Source organism: Pseudomonadota bacterium, from assembly GCA_039028155.1.
Classification (GTDB): Bacteria; Pseudomonadota; Alphaproteobacteria; order SP197; family SP197; genus JANQGO01.
Genome location: JBCCIS010000031.1, coordinates 23,009 through 38,225, shown reverse-complemented (window position 1 = coordinate 38,225; position 15,217 = coordinate 23,009). Strand labels below are relative to the sequence as shown.

General features: G+C 63.4%; 13 protein-coding genes and 1 tRNA gene. 9 read left to right on the top strand and 5 right to left on the bottom strand.

Annotated elements, in window-relative coordinates:
* The first annotated feature begins 73 nt into the window (after nucleotides 1-73).
* A complete protein-coding gene (locus AAF563_16220; protein MEM7122827.1) occupies nucleotides 74-958 on the top strand; it encodes a 3-keto-5-aminohexanoate cleavage protein in 885 nt (294 codons plus the stop codon).
* Complete coding sequence (locus AAF563_16215; protein MEM7122826.1) at nucleotides 955-1,716, top strand: SDR family oxidoreductase; 762 nt, start codon at nucleotides 955-957, stop codon at nucleotides 1,714-1,716. Before AAF563_16220 ends, AAF563_16215 begins: the two co-directional genes overlap by 4 nt.
* Before the next feature lie 4 nt (nucleotides 1,717-1,720).
* Here the strand turns inward: AAF563_16215 and AAF563_16210 are convergent, their stop codons facing one another.
* Nucleotides 1,721-2,683, bottom strand: a complete 963-nt coding sequence (locus tag AAF563_16210; GenBank protein MEM7122825.1) for a PDR/VanB family oxidoreductase — start codon at nucleotides 2,681-2,683, stop codon at nucleotides 1,721-1,723.
* Between the two features lie 146 nt (nucleotides 2,684-2,829).
* On the opposite strand from AAF563_16210, the gene AAF563_16205 reads away from it, so the two are divergent.
* The 3 genes from AAF563_16205 (at nucleotide 2,830) to AAF563_16195 (ending at nucleotide 6,385) form a co-directional block, all read left to right on the top strand.
* The gene (locus AAF563_16205) at nucleotides 2,830-4,089 is read left to right on the top strand and encodes a hypothetical protein (GenBank protein ID MEM7122824.1); all 1,260 of its coding nucleotides are present in this window, start codon (nucleotides 2,830-2,832) and stop codon (nucleotides 4,087-4,089) included.
* A 70-nt stretch (nucleotides 4,090-4,159) separates the two neighbouring features.
* Nucleotides 4,160-4,630, top strand: a complete 471-nt coding sequence (gene greA / locus AAF563_16200; protein MEM7122823.1) for a transcription elongation factor GreA — start codon at nucleotides 4,160-4,162, stop codon at nucleotides 4,628-4,630.
* Nucleotides 4,631-4,657: 27 nt separating this feature from the next.
* Nucleotides 4,658-6,385: a monovalent cation:proton antiporter-2 (CPA2) family protein gene (locus tag AAF563_16195; protein ID MEM7122822.1), complete on the top strand. Its 1,728-nt coding sequence runs from the start codon at nucleotides 4,658-4,660 to the stop codon at nucleotides 6,383-6,385.
* A gap of 21 nt (nucleotides 6,386-6,406) precedes the next feature.
* Here the strand turns inward: AAF563_16195 and AAF563_16190 are convergent, their stop codons facing one another.
* From AAF563_16190 to AAF563_16180, 3 genes are all read right to left on the bottom strand, one after another.
* Nucleotides 6,407-7,279, bottom strand: coding sequence for a DMT family transporter (locus AAF563_16190; GenBank protein ID MEM7122821.1), 873 nt, complete (start codon nucleotides 7,277-7,279; stop codon nucleotides 6,407-6,409).
* A gap of 45 nt (nucleotides 7,280-7,324) precedes the next feature.
* Entirely contained in the window at nucleotides 7,325-7,747 is a 423-nt protein-coding gene (locus tag AAF563_16185; protein ID MEM7122820.1) for a GcrA family cell cycle regulator, read from the bottom strand.
* A gap of 258 nt (nucleotides 7,748-8,005) precedes the next feature.
* Nucleotides 8,006-11,104 (bottom strand): PAS domain S-box protein, encoded by a 3,099-nt coding sequence (locus AAF563_16180; protein MEM7122819.1) that lies wholly within the window; start codon nucleotides 11,102-11,104, stop codon nucleotides 8,006-8,008.
* A 216-nt stretch (nucleotides 11,105-11,320) separates the two neighbouring features.
* Between AAF563_16180 and AAF563_16175 the strand changes: the two genes are divergently transcribed.
* Both AAF563_16175 and AAF563_16170 read left to right on the top strand, forming a co-directional pair.
* Nucleotides 11,321-12,862, top strand: a complete 1,542-nt coding sequence (locus tag AAF563_16175; protein MEM7122818.1) for an acyl--CoA ligase — start codon at nucleotides 11,321-11,323, stop codon at nucleotides 12,860-12,862.
* A complete protein-coding gene (locus AAF563_16170) occupies nucleotides 12,859-13,842 on the top strand; it encodes a 2-dehydropantoate 2-reductase (protein MEM7122817.1) in 984 nt (327 codons plus the stop codon). Before AAF563_16175 ends, AAF563_16170 begins: the two co-directional genes overlap by 4 nt.
* A gap of 62 nt (nucleotides 13,843-13,904) precedes the next feature.
* Here AAF563_16170 and AAF563_16165 read toward each other — a convergent pair.
* Nucleotides 13,905-13,978: transfer RNA gene (locus AAF563_16165), tRNA-Gly, on the bottom strand.
* A 66-nt stretch (nucleotides 13,979-14,044) separates the two neighbouring features.
* Between AAF563_16165 and apaG the strand changes: the two genes are divergently transcribed.
* A complete protein-coding gene (gene apaG, locus AAF563_16160; protein MEM7122816.1) occupies nucleotides 14,045-14,437 on the top strand; it encodes a Co2+/Mg2+ efflux protein ApaG in 393 nt (130 codons plus the stop codon).
* A gap of 91 nt (nucleotides 14,438-14,528) precedes the next feature.
* Nucleotides 14,529-15,140 carry a GTP cyclohydrolase I FolE gene (gene folE, locus AAF563_16155; protein ID MEM7122815.1) on the top strand — a complete coding sequence of 204 codons (612 nt, stop codon included), beginning with the start codon at nucleotides 14,529-14,531 and terminating at the stop codon, nucleotides 15,138-15,140.
* Nucleotides 15,141-15,217: the final 77 nt, after the last annotated feature.

Sequence of the window (15,217 nt, the reverse complement as noted above, 5' to 3'; positions counted from 1 at the left end):
CCTCGCCCTGCAGATTCTAGGTGAACCCAGCCATCCAACAGCTAGGATAGTTATAGCCAATCTGGGAGGAACTATGTCACGACCGGTTGTTATCACCTGTGCGGTTACCGGCGGTGGCGATACCGTCGGCAAGCACCCCGACATTCCCGTCACACCGGAACAGATCGCTACGGCGGTCATCGATTCGTGCAAGGCGGGTGCGGCGGTCTGCCACATTCACGTGCGCGATCCCGAGACCGGCAAGCCGTCCATGCGCAAGGATCTCTACGCCGAGGTCGTCAAGCGGGTGCGAGACAGCGGCAGTCCGGTCGTCATCAACCTGACCACCGGCCCCGGTGGCCGTTTTTTGCCCGACGCGGAGGAACCGGCCAAGAATGTCGACCCGCGCGGTTTCCGCGCGCCGGAAGAACGCGTCGAGCACGTCGAGGAGCTAAAGCCGGAGGTGTGCAGCCTGGACGTCGCCACGATGAATTTCGGCGAAAGCGCCTTCGTCAACGTGCCCCAGCATCTGCGCATCATGGCCGAGCGCATCCGAGGCGCCGGCGCCAAGCCGGAGCTTGAGGTGTTCGACGCCGGCCACGTGCAACTCGCCCGCCAACTGGTCGATGAGGGCCTGATCGACGCACCGCCCATGTTCCAGCTCTGCCTGGGCATTCCCTGGGGCGCGCCGGCCACGCCCGAAGCCATGCACTTGATGCAGGCGGCGCTGCCGGAGGGCGCTCATTGGGCCGCCTTCGGTATCTCGCGCACCCAGATGCCGATGGTCGCCGAAGCGGTCAACCTGGGTGGTCACGTGCGGGTCGGCCTGGAAGACAATCTTTACCTGGAGCGCGGCGTCTTCGCATCGAACCCGCAACTGGTCGAAAAGGCGGCGTCGATCGTCAGTGCGCTCGGCGCCAAGCCAGCCGAGCCCGACGAGGCACGTGAAGTTCTGAAGCTGAACGGCCACGCCGCATGATCAAGGCGGATCTGGCGGGCAAGCGCACGCTTGTCACTGGCGCGGCATCGGGCATCGGCCTGGCGACAGCCGAACTCTTCGCCCAGTGCGGCGCCAAGGTCGCGCTTAATGATCTGCCCGGCAACCCGGCCCTTGACCGCCAGGTTGCACGGCTTTCGGACGCCGGCTGCGACGTGCTGGCGGCGCCGGGCAATGTCGGTGACAGCGCAGGCTGCGAGGCGATGGTAAGCAGTGCGGTGGCTGCTCTGGGTGGCTTGGATCATTTGATCAACAACGCGGGCACGCCGGCGACCAAACAACCGATCCCGCCGAACGACCTCGACGCGTTGGACGATGTCCTCTGGGACAAGCTGCTGACCGTCAATCTGCTGGGACCGTTTCGCTGTTCCCGTGCGGCAGCGCCGGCACTTAAGGAAAGCCACGGGGCGATCGTCAACACGGCGTCGGTCGCCGGTATCATCGGCGCCGGCAGCAGCACGCCTTATGCGACGACCAAGGCCGGCCTGATCAACCTGACGAAGGCCCTGGCGCGCGGTTTGGCCCCGGAGGTCAGGGTCAACGCGGTGGCGCCGGGCCTGCTCGACTCAAACTGGGAATGCGAATGGGACCCCGACGAACGGGCCCAGAAGCGAGCACAGATTCCTCTGCAGCGGATCGGCGAACCCGCCGACTTCGCCGGCGCCATGCTCTACCTGGCGGCTGACGCGCCCTACGTGACCGGCCAAACCCTGGTCGTCGACGGCGGCTACACGCTCTAAGGCGCTAAAGGTCCAGCTTCAGCGTCGGGCTCTTGGCGCGGCTGCAGCACACCATGATGAATTCGCCGCGCTCTTTTTCCTCGTCGTCGAGCACGAAATCACGATGGTCGGCCTCGCCTTCCAGCAAGACCGTGGCACACGTGCCGCATATGCCCTCCTCGCACATGGTCTCGACCTCGATGCCGTTGGCGCGCAGCACGTCGACAATCGATTTATCGGCCGGCACGTCCAGTTCCTGACCGGTCGAAGCGATGATGATCTTAAAGGCATCGTCGTCGCCGAACTCGACATCGGGATCGACATTGAAGAACTCGCGGTGCACGGTGCCCTTGGGCCAGTGTTCGGTCGCCTGCTCACAGGCATGCATGAAGCCGGTGGGACCGCAGTAATAGACATTGGCGCCCTGGCGCACCTCTTTGAGCATGCCGGCGATGTCGAGGCCGTCCGCCGGATTGCCGCCGTCGTGGTGCACCGTGACCGAGGCATTCAGTTCGTCGCTGGCGATCGCGTCCTTGAACGCGGTCTTTTCCGGCGACCGCGTGCAGTAGTGGAGCTCGAAGGACAGGCCGCGCCCGGCAAGGTCGCGCGCCATGGCCAGGAGTGGCGTCACGCCGATGCCGCCGGCCAGCAGAATGTGGTGGTTGGCGTTTTCGTGAATCGGAAAGTTGTTGCGCGGCGCGGTGATCGTCAGCGCGTCGCCTTCCTTCACATCGTCGTGCATGCTGGCGGAACCGCCACGGCCCTCGACCTCGCGCAGCACGGCGATGACATAACGGTCGACATCGCGCGGATCGTTGGAGAGCGAGTACTGGCGAATCAGGCCGTTGGGCAGTTCGACATCGACATGCGAGCCCGCCGTAAACATGGGCAAGAGACGGTCTTCCGGATCGACCAGCTCGAACGAACGGATGTCCTCCGCCTCTTGATTGATCTTGTTGACCTTGACGGTCAGGGTGGTGCCACTCATCGAGAACTCCTGGTATCACGCCTGCTCTAGCACAAGGTCCGGGGACCGCGCCATGGGCGAATTGAAGGCTTCGGGCCCGGCTCGTGATATAGGCATGGCGCCTGACCAACGCGAGCCCGATCTCGAAACACGCACGCAATAACCCTATGACGGCTACGGACATCGCCACACTGCGCATCGAAAATCTGGGGGCCCGTGGCGACGGGTTGGCGCCGTGGCGCGGCGCGACCGTTTATGTTGATGGCGCCCTGCCCGGAGAACTGATCGAGGCGCATGTCACCGGACGGCGCGGTGACGGCTATGCCGCTACAACCGATAAGGTCATCGAACCGTCGCCAGAGCGCCGTCCCACGCCCTGCCCGCAGGCGGCAACCTGTGGTGGCTGCGCCGTGCAGCACACCAGTGACAATCTCTACCGCCGATGGAAACAGGGCCTGCTGACCGAGGCGCTTGGGCGGCGCGGTCTGGATGATGCGGTGGTGGAAGACCTGGCAGTCGCACCGCCGGCCTCGCGGCGCCGGGCGCGCTTGGGCACCAAACACAAGGCGAAGCAATCTATCCTGGGCTTTCGTGCCCGTCACAGCCACCGCGTGGTCCCAATCGACGGCTGCTTGGTCCTGACGCCGCGTTTGATGCAGGCCATGGAAAGGCTGAAGCCGTCGCTGCTTGATCTGGGCGTCCAGGAGCTTGAGCTGACCGAGAGCGACACCGGTGTTGACGTTGTCATGCATGGCGGTGCCCTGCCCGGTCTTGGCGGCCTTCAGCGAATAACCGAGGCAGCCCACGACGGCGACCTCGCCCGTGTCGTCTGGCGTCAGCGCAATAGCGTCACACCGATTCTGAGCCGTCGCGACCCCTGCCTGACGTTCGGCAAGACCACGGTGGATCTGCCGCCCGGTGCATTCGTGCAGCCCACCCTGTGGGGCGAGGAGCGCCTGGCCGATCACGTGGCGGCCTGCGTCGCCGGCGCCGATCATGTTGCCGATCTCTACGCGGGCCTCGGCACATTCGGCCTTAGGCTCGCTGAGCGACACCGGGTGACGGCGGTCGAGGGCGTGACCGCCATGGCCGATGCCATGGTTCAGGCGGCGAATCGATCGGGCCTAGCCGGCCGAATAACTGCCGAGCGCCGCGACCTCGCCCGCGCGCCCCTATCAGCGGCCGAGCTTGACCGGTTCGACGCCGTCGTCTTCGATCCGCCGCGCCAGGGTGCCCGCGAGCAATCCCAACAGCTTGCGGCCAGCCGGGTGCCATGCGTGGTCGCCGTATCCTGCCATCCCGGAAGCTTCAGTCGCGATGCGCGTATTCTCGTTGACGGCGGGTACCGGCTCGACACAATCTGGCCAGTGGACCAGTTCCTCTGGTCCCATCATTTAGAACTGGTTGGCGTCTTCCGGCGCGGCTGACAAACAGCGCCGGAGGTGTGCCAGTTTTGCTGGTGGGTTGGAGGGCGGTGGCGTCTGGAGGGAGAGGACGATCGTGACTGCACCGATTACAAAAGAGGGTTTCGAGCGCCTTCAAGTCGAACTGAAGCGACTGAAGAATGACGAGCGACCCGCGATCGCGCGCGCCCTTGAAGAAGCGATCGGCCATGGCGACCTGAAGGAGAACGCGGAGTATCATGCCGCGAAGGACAAGCAGGGCCTGATCGAGGCCCGGATTCGCCAGGTCGAGGCCATCCTGGGCGACAGCCAGGTGGTCGATCCCAAGGCGCAGGCGGGCGACACAATTGCGTTTGGCGCCCATGTTACGGTCGTCGATCTGGAGACCGAGAAGGAATCGACCTACCAGATCGTTGGGGAGCACGAATCCGATCTGGACCAGGGCCGCATTTCGATCAAAAGCCCGCTGGCGCGGGCGCTTATGGGCAAGGCAGTCGGTGATGACGTGGAGTTCGAAACACCGAAAGGCGCAAGGGAGCTGGAAATCGCCGGCATCTCCTATTAGCTCTGCCGCCATCAACGGAACGGCGCCATGAACGACGTTCCCTACATCGACGACATCATCTTCTTCCTGGGCACGGCCGTTCTTGTGGCGCCCTTGTGCTCGCGCCTCAACGTATCGCCGATCTTGGGCTATCTGGGCGCCGGCGTTCTGATCGGACCGTCGGTCTTCGGCATCGTCCGGGTTGACGAGACGACCCACTGGCTCGCCGAACTGGGTATCGTCTTTCTGCTGTTCATGATCGGCCTGGAGCTCTCGATCGAGCGGCTCAGGGTCATGCGCCGTTACGTGTTTGGCCTTGGCCTGGCGCAAGTCATCGTCTCGACGATCGTCTTCGCCGGCCTGTTTACGATGTTTGGCGCCGGTCCCGATGCCGCCATCATCATCGGGTGGGCCCTGGCGCTTTCGTCGACCGCGTTCGTCTTGCAGATTCTGAGTGAGCGTAACGAGGTTGCGACCCATACCGGGCGCGCTAGTGTCGCAGTGCTGCTGCTGCAGGACCTTGCGGTTGTTCCCATTCTTGTCCTGATTCCTCTCCTCGCGTCCGGCGAACGCGATATCGTCGGCAGCCTCGCCGAAGCAGCGGCAGGTGCGGTCGTCGCCCTGGTCGCGATCTTCATCGTCGGCCGGTTTGTGCTGCGCCGCCTGTTCCGGCTGGTCGCAGCGACCGGCATCCCGGAGGTCTTTGTCGCGGCCACTCTGCTCGCCATCCTGGTGACCGGCGTGGTGACGGACCTGGTCGGCCTTTCCTATGCGCTCGGCGCGTTCCTTGCCGGCCTCTTGATGTCAGGCACAGAGTTCCGCCATCAGATTGCCGCCGACATCCAGCCGTTCCGTGGCCTTCTGCTGGGCCTTTTCTTTATCACCGTCGGTATGGGCGTCGACCTGCGCGGCATGGCCGCCGACATCACGCTGATCCTGCCGCTGACGGTCGCCCTCATCTGCATCAAGGCGGTTATCATCGTCATTCTGGGTCGGCTCTTCGGCATGTCGATGGAGGTTGCCTTCCGGACCGGCATGTATCTCGCCCAGGGTGGCGAATTTGCCTTTGTTATCTTAGGGCTAGCCGCATCAAAAGGCCTGGTTGGTCTCGAAATCACCAACGTTCTGATCGGCGCTGTCGTGCTTTCCATGGCGGCGACGCCGTTCTTGATCACGCTTTCCCATCGCGGCGTGCGTTTGGTGATGGAACAGTCCGACGATGGCATCCGCGCGTTGCGCAAGGACGCGGCGGTACTGGACCACCATGTCATCATCGGCGGTTACGGCCGTGTCGGACAGACCGTGGCGGCGGCGCTTAAACAACGCGGCATCCCGTTCATCGCGGTCGACATGGACGGCAACAACGTGGCGCTCGGCAACCGGCGCGGCGATCCCGTCTACTTCGGCGACCTGACGCGCCCCAGCGTCATGGGAGCCGCCGGCGCGCAGCGCGCGCGCGCTTTGGTCATTGCGCTCGACGGTCTCAGCACGGCTGAACGACTCATGCAGACTGTCAGGGAACACTTCGCACACCTTCACGTCATCGCCCGGACGCGCGACAGAGAACAGGCGCGCAAACTGGAGAACGCCGGCGCCCGCGCCGCCGTGCCTGACACGCTGGAGGGAAGTCTCCATATCGCCGCCCACCTGCTGCGCGACCTCGGCGAGGATGGTGAGGAGATCGATCGCTTGATGACGGCGCTCAGGCGCGACAACTATGATCTTCTTGACCGGCTTATCAGCCATCCACCGTCACGTCGCGACGCTGCTGAGTAGCAGCATCGGGCCGGACTAAGGCTAGTCGGCTGCCTTGCGGCGCAGGTGCTCGCGATGCAAAACGTAGAGCCCGGCGCCGACAATCAAGACGACGCCGATCATGGCAATCTCATCCGGCAGCGTGCCGAAGACAACGAACGCCGCCACGGTCGTGAACAGGATGTGGGTGTAGGATAGCGGCGCCAGGAGCGATGCCTCGCCGATGGAAAACGCCCGGATGTGGAAGAGGTGGGCGGCGATGCCGATGGCGCTGATGCCCAGCAGCAGGAGCCACTGGTCCAGGGTCGGCCATTGCCAGACCCAGGGCATGGCGAAGGCGCCCAAAAGCGCCATCGCGGCAACGGAGTAAAACAGGCTGGTTGCCCAGCTGTCGTCGCGCCCGACCATGCGCGTGAGGATGACATAGATCGCCGACATGACGGCGTCGATCAGCGGCAGGAAGTACATCCAGTGACGGCCTTCCATGCCGGGCTGGATGATCAAGAGGGCACCGATGAATCCCACCGCACAGGCCGACCAGCGCCGTATGCCGACGGCTTCGCGCAGCAGGACGGCGGCGATCGCGGTGGCGAACATCGGCCAGACGAAGACGATCGTCACCGCGTCGGCCAACGGCACCTTGTAGAGGGAGAAGAAGAACGCCAAGCCGGCGATGACCAGGCATAGCGAGCGCGCCGCCTGTTTGCCGAGGTGGCGGGTTCGAACGATCGCGGCGGGCGATGTTCTGAAGATGACCGGCAGGATCGCCACCGTGATCACCGCACGAACCCACAGCACCTGGATCGGGCTCATATCCTCGAACGCGATGAGCTGCTTGGCCAACAGCTCCATCACGGTGAAGAACCCGCTGGCGATCAGCATGAAGCCGATCGCGCGCGCGTTATCGGTCAGCACGATACCGACGGGTCACGCGCAAACGAAATCAGATCACGTAGTGTATCAGGAGGGACGGTTGGCGAAGCTGTTCGACGACGAACGATCCCGCGAGCTCGTCTTGCTGACATAGGCGATCGCGCAATGCTCCGCGCAATAGGGTTTGCCGGGCATGCAGGGCTTGCCACAGAAGTGGAAATCCGCGTCGCCTGGATCGCCGAATGGCCACCGGCACATGTTGGGGCCCAGATCGACAACATCGTTGACGCGCTGGGGTTCCTGCTTGGGCGTCGGCGCCTTCTTCTTGGGCGCGGCAGCTTCTTCCTTCTTGCCGGCAATCGGTGACGGCCGCGGCTTCAAACCCAGGCGATGCGACTTGCCGACGACGGCGTTCTTGGAGACATTGAGCGCGCGGCCGATCTCGGCGGTGCTCAAACCCTCGTTCCAAAGCCGTTTAAGTTCTTCAATCTGTTCGTCGGTCCAAGCCATGAGAGGTCTCCGAATGCGAGCGGATTAGCGGGATCGCGCCCTTTGGGGCGGCGTCCAACGCTGCCGCGGGGGTATGTCGGTTGGCCGCGCACCATGGGCGCGCGCCTTCGTGAGGTCAATATGGTTCTGAGGCCTCATACGTCAAACCCCTCGCCGATCGAAACGGAAGGGCGGCTTTGACAAGTCCGTCAAGGCCGCGGATGAGGGAAAAAATGACTTAAGTCAAAGACTTAGGGCGCGTGACCTGGCCAGGACCGCCTAGGAGATCGTTGCTGACAACCGATCGCGCAGCGGCTCGGTGGTCGACGCACGCCATGCCGGCAGCACCACCGTGATGGCCGTACCCTCGCCGCGGCGACTGACAATCTTCAGTTCGCCGCCATGCAACTCGACCAGGGAACGGCTCAACGGCAGGCCGAGGCCCGTGCCCTCGTGGCGCCGCGAGAGCGATCCGTCGACCTGACGGAACGGTTCCAGCGCCAAGGTTATCTCGTCTTCGGTCATGCCGATGCCGTCATCGATCACCGACAGCAGGATCTCGCCATCGGGGTCCAGCTCGGCGCGCAGCACGATGGTGCCCATTTGCGAGGTGAACTTGACCGCGTTCGAAAGCAGGTTCAGCAGCACCTGCTTGATCTTGCGGCCGTCGACCAGAAGGGCCGGATAGTTGTCGGGCACATCGACATCAAGCGTGACGCCGTTCTCGTCGATACGGGCCTGCATCAGGCGTGCGACGCCATAGGTCAGTTCCTCGATACCGACGATGTCCTCGGACAGTTCCATCTGACCGGCCTCGACCTTCGACAGATCCAGGATGTCATTGATAACCGCCAACAGGTGCTCGCCGCTGTCGTGGATGTCGACCATGTAGTCGGCGTAACGGGGGTCGCCCAGCTTGCCAAACAACTCGTTCATCATCAGGTCGGAGAAACCGATAATGGCGTTAAGCGGCGTTCTGAGCTCGTGGCTCATATTGGCGACAAACTCACTCTTTGCGCGGTTGGCCGATTCAGCCTCATCGCGTGCCGTGCGCATTTCGTCTTCGTGACGCAGGCGATCGGTGATGTCGCGCAGAACGACGACCCAGCGCGCGATGTGCGTTTCGGGCATGCGCGATGCGGCGACCTCGACATCGATCGGCTCGCCGTCCTGGTCATCAAGGCGCAGCAAGCGTGCCTGGGCAAGCGACGCGGCGCTTGCCGCATCGTCCAGGAACCGGCGAATGCTGTCGTTGGTGTCCACGCCGATCTGATGCGCGACTTCCAGGACATCGGTGATCGGCCGGCCAATCACGTCGTTGGTCTCGCCGACGCCGATTAGATCGACAAAGGCCTTGTTGACATAGGTCACACGCTCTTGCTCGGTCAGCATGACCGGGTCCGGCAGCATGCGCACAAGCTGCTCGAAGCGTTGCTCGCTCTGGCGCCGGCCTTCTTCGGCGTCGCGCAGCCGGCTGATATCTTCGATCGCGCAAATGACTCGCGACCACGTACCGGCATGGGAGTCCGGCAGCACGCTGACCGCTCTGACGGCAAAGTCTCGGCCTTCCATCGTCTGGTCGAACGCCTCGATCTCGGCACGCGTGCCGCCGCGCGCCATGACCGACACCATGTTGGCGTGGATCGGCGCCCAGCGGATGCGCCAATCGCTCTGACGCGCCGCCTCGACGACACTGGTCGCGTTAACGCCGCCATAAAGATCGACCGTCACCTGGTTGACGTCGATGACCCGGATCAGCTCGCTGAGTTCCTCGACCACTTCCGGATGCTCGTCCAGATAGGCACCGATATCGGTGATGCCGAACTCGCGCAGTTCGTCGATGCGCGATTTGACCAGCGAGAAGTCCTCTTCCCAAATGCTGATCGGGGTCTGGTCGAACAGGTCGCGATAGCGCGCCTGGCTCGACTGCAACGCCGCCTCCGTGCGTTTGCGCACGGTGATATCCTCGAACGTCGTAATAACCCGCGACCACGTGCCGGCATGGGCATCGGGCAGCAGTGTCACCGACTTGATGTCGAACGTGGTGTCGTCGAACGCGGTTTCCTGCAGCTCGGTCAGATAACGATGGTGACCGTTCAACAGGTGGCCAATCTCGCGGGCATACCGCGTCGCCCATTCGTAGCTTGCCTTCTGACGGTCCAGGTAAGCGACCAGGCTTTCCTGGTCCGGCGCGCCGAACATGTCCAGCATCGCCTGGTTCACCGCAACGACGCGCGCCATGCCGCTGATGCGCTTCGCCTCGTCGGGCCGTTCCAGAAGGTAGGCTTCGATGTTGTGGACACCCGACTCGACCAAGGCGTCGATCGCCAGCTTCACCAGCGAATAGTCCTCTTCAAGGATGCCGACGGGCGTCTCGTCGAACAGCGAACGGTAGCGGTCTTCGCTGGCCTGACGCTCGACCATGGCCTGGTGGTTTTCCGTGACATCCAGAACACAGGACGTGACGCACTCCCAGGTCGACTTGAACTCGTCGGCGACGAACGAAACGGAGCGAATGCGCAGCGGCATGCCGTCAAAGGCAAGGTCCTCGTAGTCCACCACAGGACGGCTGTCGCCCGCGGCGAGACGCGCCAGTTCTTGTTTATGGAACCGTCGCCAAAACATGCGCCGTTCTGGCCGTTCGACCTCTTCGATGAACGCCTGCCGATCCATCGATCCGGCCTTGTAGATATCAAGGACCGCCTGATTGACGTCGACGACCTCGATCAGATCGATGGCCTTGTCGAGATCGTCGGGGTGTTTATCGAAATGATCGTCGAAGTCCACCACGCCGTCGGCCCGCAACTGATCGATGAAGATCTTGGTCGCCGAGTAATTCTCCTGCCAGATGCCGGCAGGCGCGGAGGTGAAGAGATTGCGGAAGCGCTGCTCGCTTGCTCTCAGCGCTTGCTCGGCATCCTTACGCCGCGTGATGTCGAAACTGGAACCGACCAACCCATTGAACCGGCCGCTATCATCGAAGCGTTGGCGAATGCTCTCGAAGAGCCAGCAGTAGACGCCGTCATGACGGCGCAACCGGTACTCCATGCTGAGCGGCTCATGCTCTTCCATGGCGCGGCGCCACGCCTTGCCGTAGGCCGCCTTGTCGTCCGGGTGCAGCGCGGAGATCCACGCCTGCTCAAGGTCCTCATTGGACGCGATGCCCAGGTAGCAGCGCCACGCGTTGTTGCCGTAGGTCGTCGTGCCGTCCGCGTCAGCCATCCAGAGCATGGTGGCGGCGTTACGCGTGACATCGGAGATAAGGCTCTCATGATCGGACTGGCGGCGCAGCAAGTGCCACGCGCCGATGCCGGCCGCCAATCCCAAAAGCAGCCCGGCCAGACCTGGTATCAGCCAGTTCGACCACAGTTCGACCATCGGGTATCCGCTGCTGCTCCTCTGCCGTTCACCGGCTCGGTCAAGTCACGTAACCGGGGGCCCATTTGCGGTGACCCCAACGTGACCAAGTATACATTCCTACGCACGAACAAGTTTCTCATAAGATCTACTTATGATTGCGCGAAAGAATGTTGACGATATCGACCGGCAAGCAAGGTTTGCAATGACGGGCGTCACGCCATAGTACGAAGAGCCATGGACGCAAACGCAGACACAATGCCGATAAACGCGCTGATTCGCTTGATTTCGGCCGGTGACGAAGCGGCCTCGGCGATCGGCGCGCCGGATCGCGAATGGTTGACCTATGGCGCCCTTCGCGCTCAGACGGCGAACACCGTTTCGACCCTCAATCGGCTCGGAGTCGGCCGCAATGACAGGGTCGCCATTGTCCTACCCAATGGGCCGGAGATGGCCGTGGCCTTCGTCGCCATAGCCGCCGGTGCCACGACCGCGCCGCTGAACCCGGCCTATCGCGGCGACGAGTTCCGGTTCTACCTGGAGGATCTGGGCGCCAAGGCGCTGGTCGTCGAGCGCGGCAGCACATCCGAAGCCGTCCAGGCCGCGCGTGATCTAGCTATTCCCGTGTTCGAGCTGGACGCCAGTGCGGGGGAGCCGGCCGGTTCGTTCACACTGGCGGGTGAGCCGGTTGCTGCCGCGCCCGATCAGATCGGTTTTGCCGAACCGGACGACACGGCACTGGTGCTGCACACATCCGGCACGACGTCGCGGCCGAAGATCGTGCCGCTTAGCCACACCAATATCTGCAGCTCGGCCCGGCACATCGCGGCGACGCTGGCCCTGTCACCCGGCGACCGCTGCCTCAACGTCATGCCGCTGTTTCACATTCACGGCCTTATCGCCGCTGTGCTGTCGACGTTGAGCGCCGGTGCGTCGATCTCATGCACGCCCGGCTTCAATGCGCTCAAGTTCTTTCCGTGGCTCGAAGCGGTCGCGCCCACATGGTACACCGCCGTGCCGACCATGCATCAGGCGATCCTGTCGCGCGCGGGCCGCAACCAGGGGATCGTCAAGGCGAACCCGTTGCGTCTTATCCGCTCGTCCTCGTCCTCGCTGCCGCCACAAGTGATGGCGGAGCTGGAAGCGACGTTCGCTGCGCCGGTGATCGAAGCGTACGGCATGACCGAAGCCGCCCATCAAATGGCGAGCAATCCGTTGCCTCCGGCTCAGCGCAAGCCCGGCACGGTCGGCCGTGCCGCCGGGCCTGAGGTCGCAATCATGGACGAGGCTGGCGCGCTTCTGGATCAGGGCGGTATCGGCGAGGTCGTCATCCGCGGACCCAATGTCACCGGCGGCTACGAGAACAACCCCAAGGCCAACGCCGAGGCGTTCTCCGGCGGTTGGTTTCATACCGGCGACCAGGGACAGATCGACGCCGATGGCTACCTGCGTCTGACCGGACGGTTGAAGGAGATCATCAATCGCGGCGGCGAGAAGATCTCGCCGCGCGAGGTCGATGAGGTGCTGATGGACCACCCGGCCGTCGAACAAGTCGTTACCTTCGCGCAACCCCATGACAAACTAGGCGAGGACGTTGCCGCGGCCATTGTCTTGCGTGATGGCGAAGACGTGGACACCCAAGCGATACGTGACTTTGCGCGCAAACGCCTCGCCGATTTCAAGGTGCCGCGCACGGTGATCTTTCTGGATGAAATCCCCAAGGGCGCGACCGGTAAGCTGCAGCGTATCGGTCTAGCGGACAAACTGGGGTTGGCATGACCGGGATCGCGATCTACGGCGCCGGCGCCATCGGCGGGCTGATGGGCGCACGCCTGGCCAAGACCGATGTCGAACTCTCCTTGATCGCGCGGGGTCCGCATCTGGCGGCCATCCAGGCCGATGGGCTGACCCTGATCGAAGCGGATGGCGCGCGCGAGACCGTCACCGTCAACGCCACCGACAACCCAGCCGAACTCGGCGTCCAGGACTTTGTCATCGTGACGCTGAAGGCCCACTCCGTGCCCGCCGTTGTCGACGCCATGCAGCCGCTACTGGGGCCCGAAACCGCCGTCGTCATGGCCATCAACGGGTTCCCGTGGTGGTACTTCTACGAACTCGATGGGCCGTGGCGAGATCGGCGCGTGGAGAGTGTCGACCCTGGCGGGCGCCTGTGGGACGGCATCGGACCGGAACGCGCCATCGGTTGCGCGGTCTATCCCGCCAGCGATGTACCCGAGCCCGGCGTCATTCGTCATATCAGCGGCGACAGGTTTTCACTCGGCGAACCGTCAGGCGAACGCAGCGAGCGTATCGGGCTGTTGTCGACGATCCTGCGCGATGCCGGCTTCAAGTCCCCAATCAAAGCGCGGCTGCGCGACGAGATCTGGATCAAGCTGTGGGGCAACCTGTGTTTCAACCCGATCAGCGCTTTGACCCACGCGACACTCGACATCATTTGCACCGACCCGGGGACCCGGGCGGTTAGCCGCGCCATGATGCTAGAAGCCCAGGCGATCGGTGAAACGCTGGGTGCACGGTTTGCGATTGATGTGGAAAAACGCATCGACGGCGGCGCCGCCGTCGGCGCACACCGCACCAGCATGTTGCAGGACCTGGAAATGGGCCGGCCGATGGAGATAGACGCCCTGGTCACCGTCGTCCAGGAACTGGGTATCATGACCGGGATCGAGACCCCCGCCATCGACACAATCTTGGCGCTTATTCAGCAGCGCGGACGCATGGCCGGGGTCTACAGCTAGATTGAGGGGTCAAACGCCGGTCGTTTATTTGTGATGCCACCGACCAGCGTGAGCGCATAACATGGAGCGGGTGAGGGGAATCGAACCCCCGTCTCGAGCTTGGGAAGCTTGCGTTCTACCATTGAACTACACCCGCCTCCGCATGATCTAATTACGATGGTCGCAGGAGGCGATCAAGGCATCCACGACGTGTTGAGCTGCCATGTACCAAGAAACCACGCGCGATATCACCATCACGGTCGAACCGATCTATCTGGAAGATCAGTCCGATCCCTTGCAGAACCACTTCGTCTGGGCCTATCAGGTGTCGATCACGAACGAGGGGCCCGAGACGGTTCAGCTCTTGACTCGTCACTGGAAGATCACCGACAGCGCGGGCCGGACCCAGGAGGTGCGCGGCCCCGGCGTGGTCGGCGAACAGCCGGTGCTGAAGCCCGGTGAGAGCTACGAATACGCCAGTGGCACGCCGCTTAGCACCCCATCGGGGATCATGGTCGGCACCCATCAAATGCAGTGTTCCGGCGGCGAAACCTTTGATGTCGCCATTCCAGCGTTTTCCCTGGACAGCCCGCACCAGCCGGCATCGCTTAACTGATCCGCTTGCCGCCCACCGGCGTGTGGGCTAGAAGGCCGCGCCCGATAACGCCTTGCCGTAGCAGGCGGGGTGTCGGCGAAAGGATGATGTTGTGACAGGCGATAAGGCAAAACCCGCCCGCCCAAGCCGCGAAGAGGCTGAGGAGGCGGTCCGAACGTTGATAGCGTGGGCCGGTGACGACCCGACGCGCGAAGGACTGCTCGACACGCCAAAGCGCGTGGTTAAGGCCTATGAAGAGTGGTTCACCGGCTACGGTCGGAACCCCACCGATGTTCTGGGCCGGACCTTCGGCGAGACCGACGGCTATGACGAGATGGTGTCGCTGCGCAATGTGCGTTTCGAATCCCATTGCGAACATCACTTGGCGCCGATCATCGGACGCATCCACGTCGGCTATATGCCGCGCAACCGCGTCATCGGCATTTCCAAGATCGCGCGCCTGATCGAGGTCTACGCCAAACGCATGCAGATCCAGGAGCGGCTGACGGCGCAGATTGCCGATACGCTGAACAACACGCTGGAGCCGAAGGGCGTGGCGGTTGTCGTCGAAGCGACCCATCACTGCATGACAACGCGCGGTGTGCATAAGTCGGGTGTCGTTATGGTGACCAGCCGTATGCTGGGCGATTTCCGCACCAAGGCGGCGACGCGGCGCGAGTTCCTGTCCTATATCGGCAATCCCGTGACGTCCGAGCTGTCTTAGGCCGGCATTCGGGCCGGCCGATCGCGGCCTTGCCAGTTCCGGCCGTGACCGCCACGATGACGCCGCCTTGATCATGA

Coding starts and splice junctions, on each gene's coding strand:
- AAF563_16175 (MEM7122818.1), top strand. CDS start 11,321: ATGGACGCAAACGCAGACACAATGCCGATAAACGCGCTGATTCGCTTG.
- AAF563_16170 (MEM7122817.1), top strand. CDS start 12,859: ATGACCGGGATCGCGATCTACGGCGCCGGCGCCATCGGCGGGCTGATG.
- AAF563_16185 (MEM7122820.1), bottom strand. CDS start 7,747: ATGGCTTGGACCGACGAACAGATTGAAGAACTTAAACGGCTTTGGAAC.
- AAF563_16210 (MEM7122825.1), bottom strand. CDS start 2,683: ATGAGTGGCACCACCCTGACCGTCAAGGTCAACAAGATCAATCAAGAG.
- AAF563_16195 (MEM7122822.1), top strand. CDS start 4,658: ATGAACGACGTTCCCTACATCGACGACATCATCTTCTTCCTGGGCACG.
- AAF563_16180 (MEM7122819.1), bottom strand. CDS start 11,104: ATGGTCGAACTGTGGTCGAACTGGCTGATACCAGGTCTGGCCGGGCTG.
- AAF563_16205 (MEM7122824.1), top strand. CDS start 2,830: ATGACGGCTACGGACATCGCCACACTGCGCATCGAAAATCTGGGGGCC.
- AAF563_16215 (MEM7122826.1), top strand. CDS start 955: ATGATCAAGGCGGATCTGGCGGGCAAGCGCACGCTTGTCACTGGCGCG.
- apaG (MEM7122816.1), top strand. CDS start 14,045: ATGTACCAAGAAACCACGCGCGATATCACCATCACGGTCGAACCGATC.
- AAF563_16220 (MEM7122827.1), top strand. CDS start 74: ATGTCACGACCGGTTGTTATCACCTGTGCGGTTACCGGCGGTGGCGAT.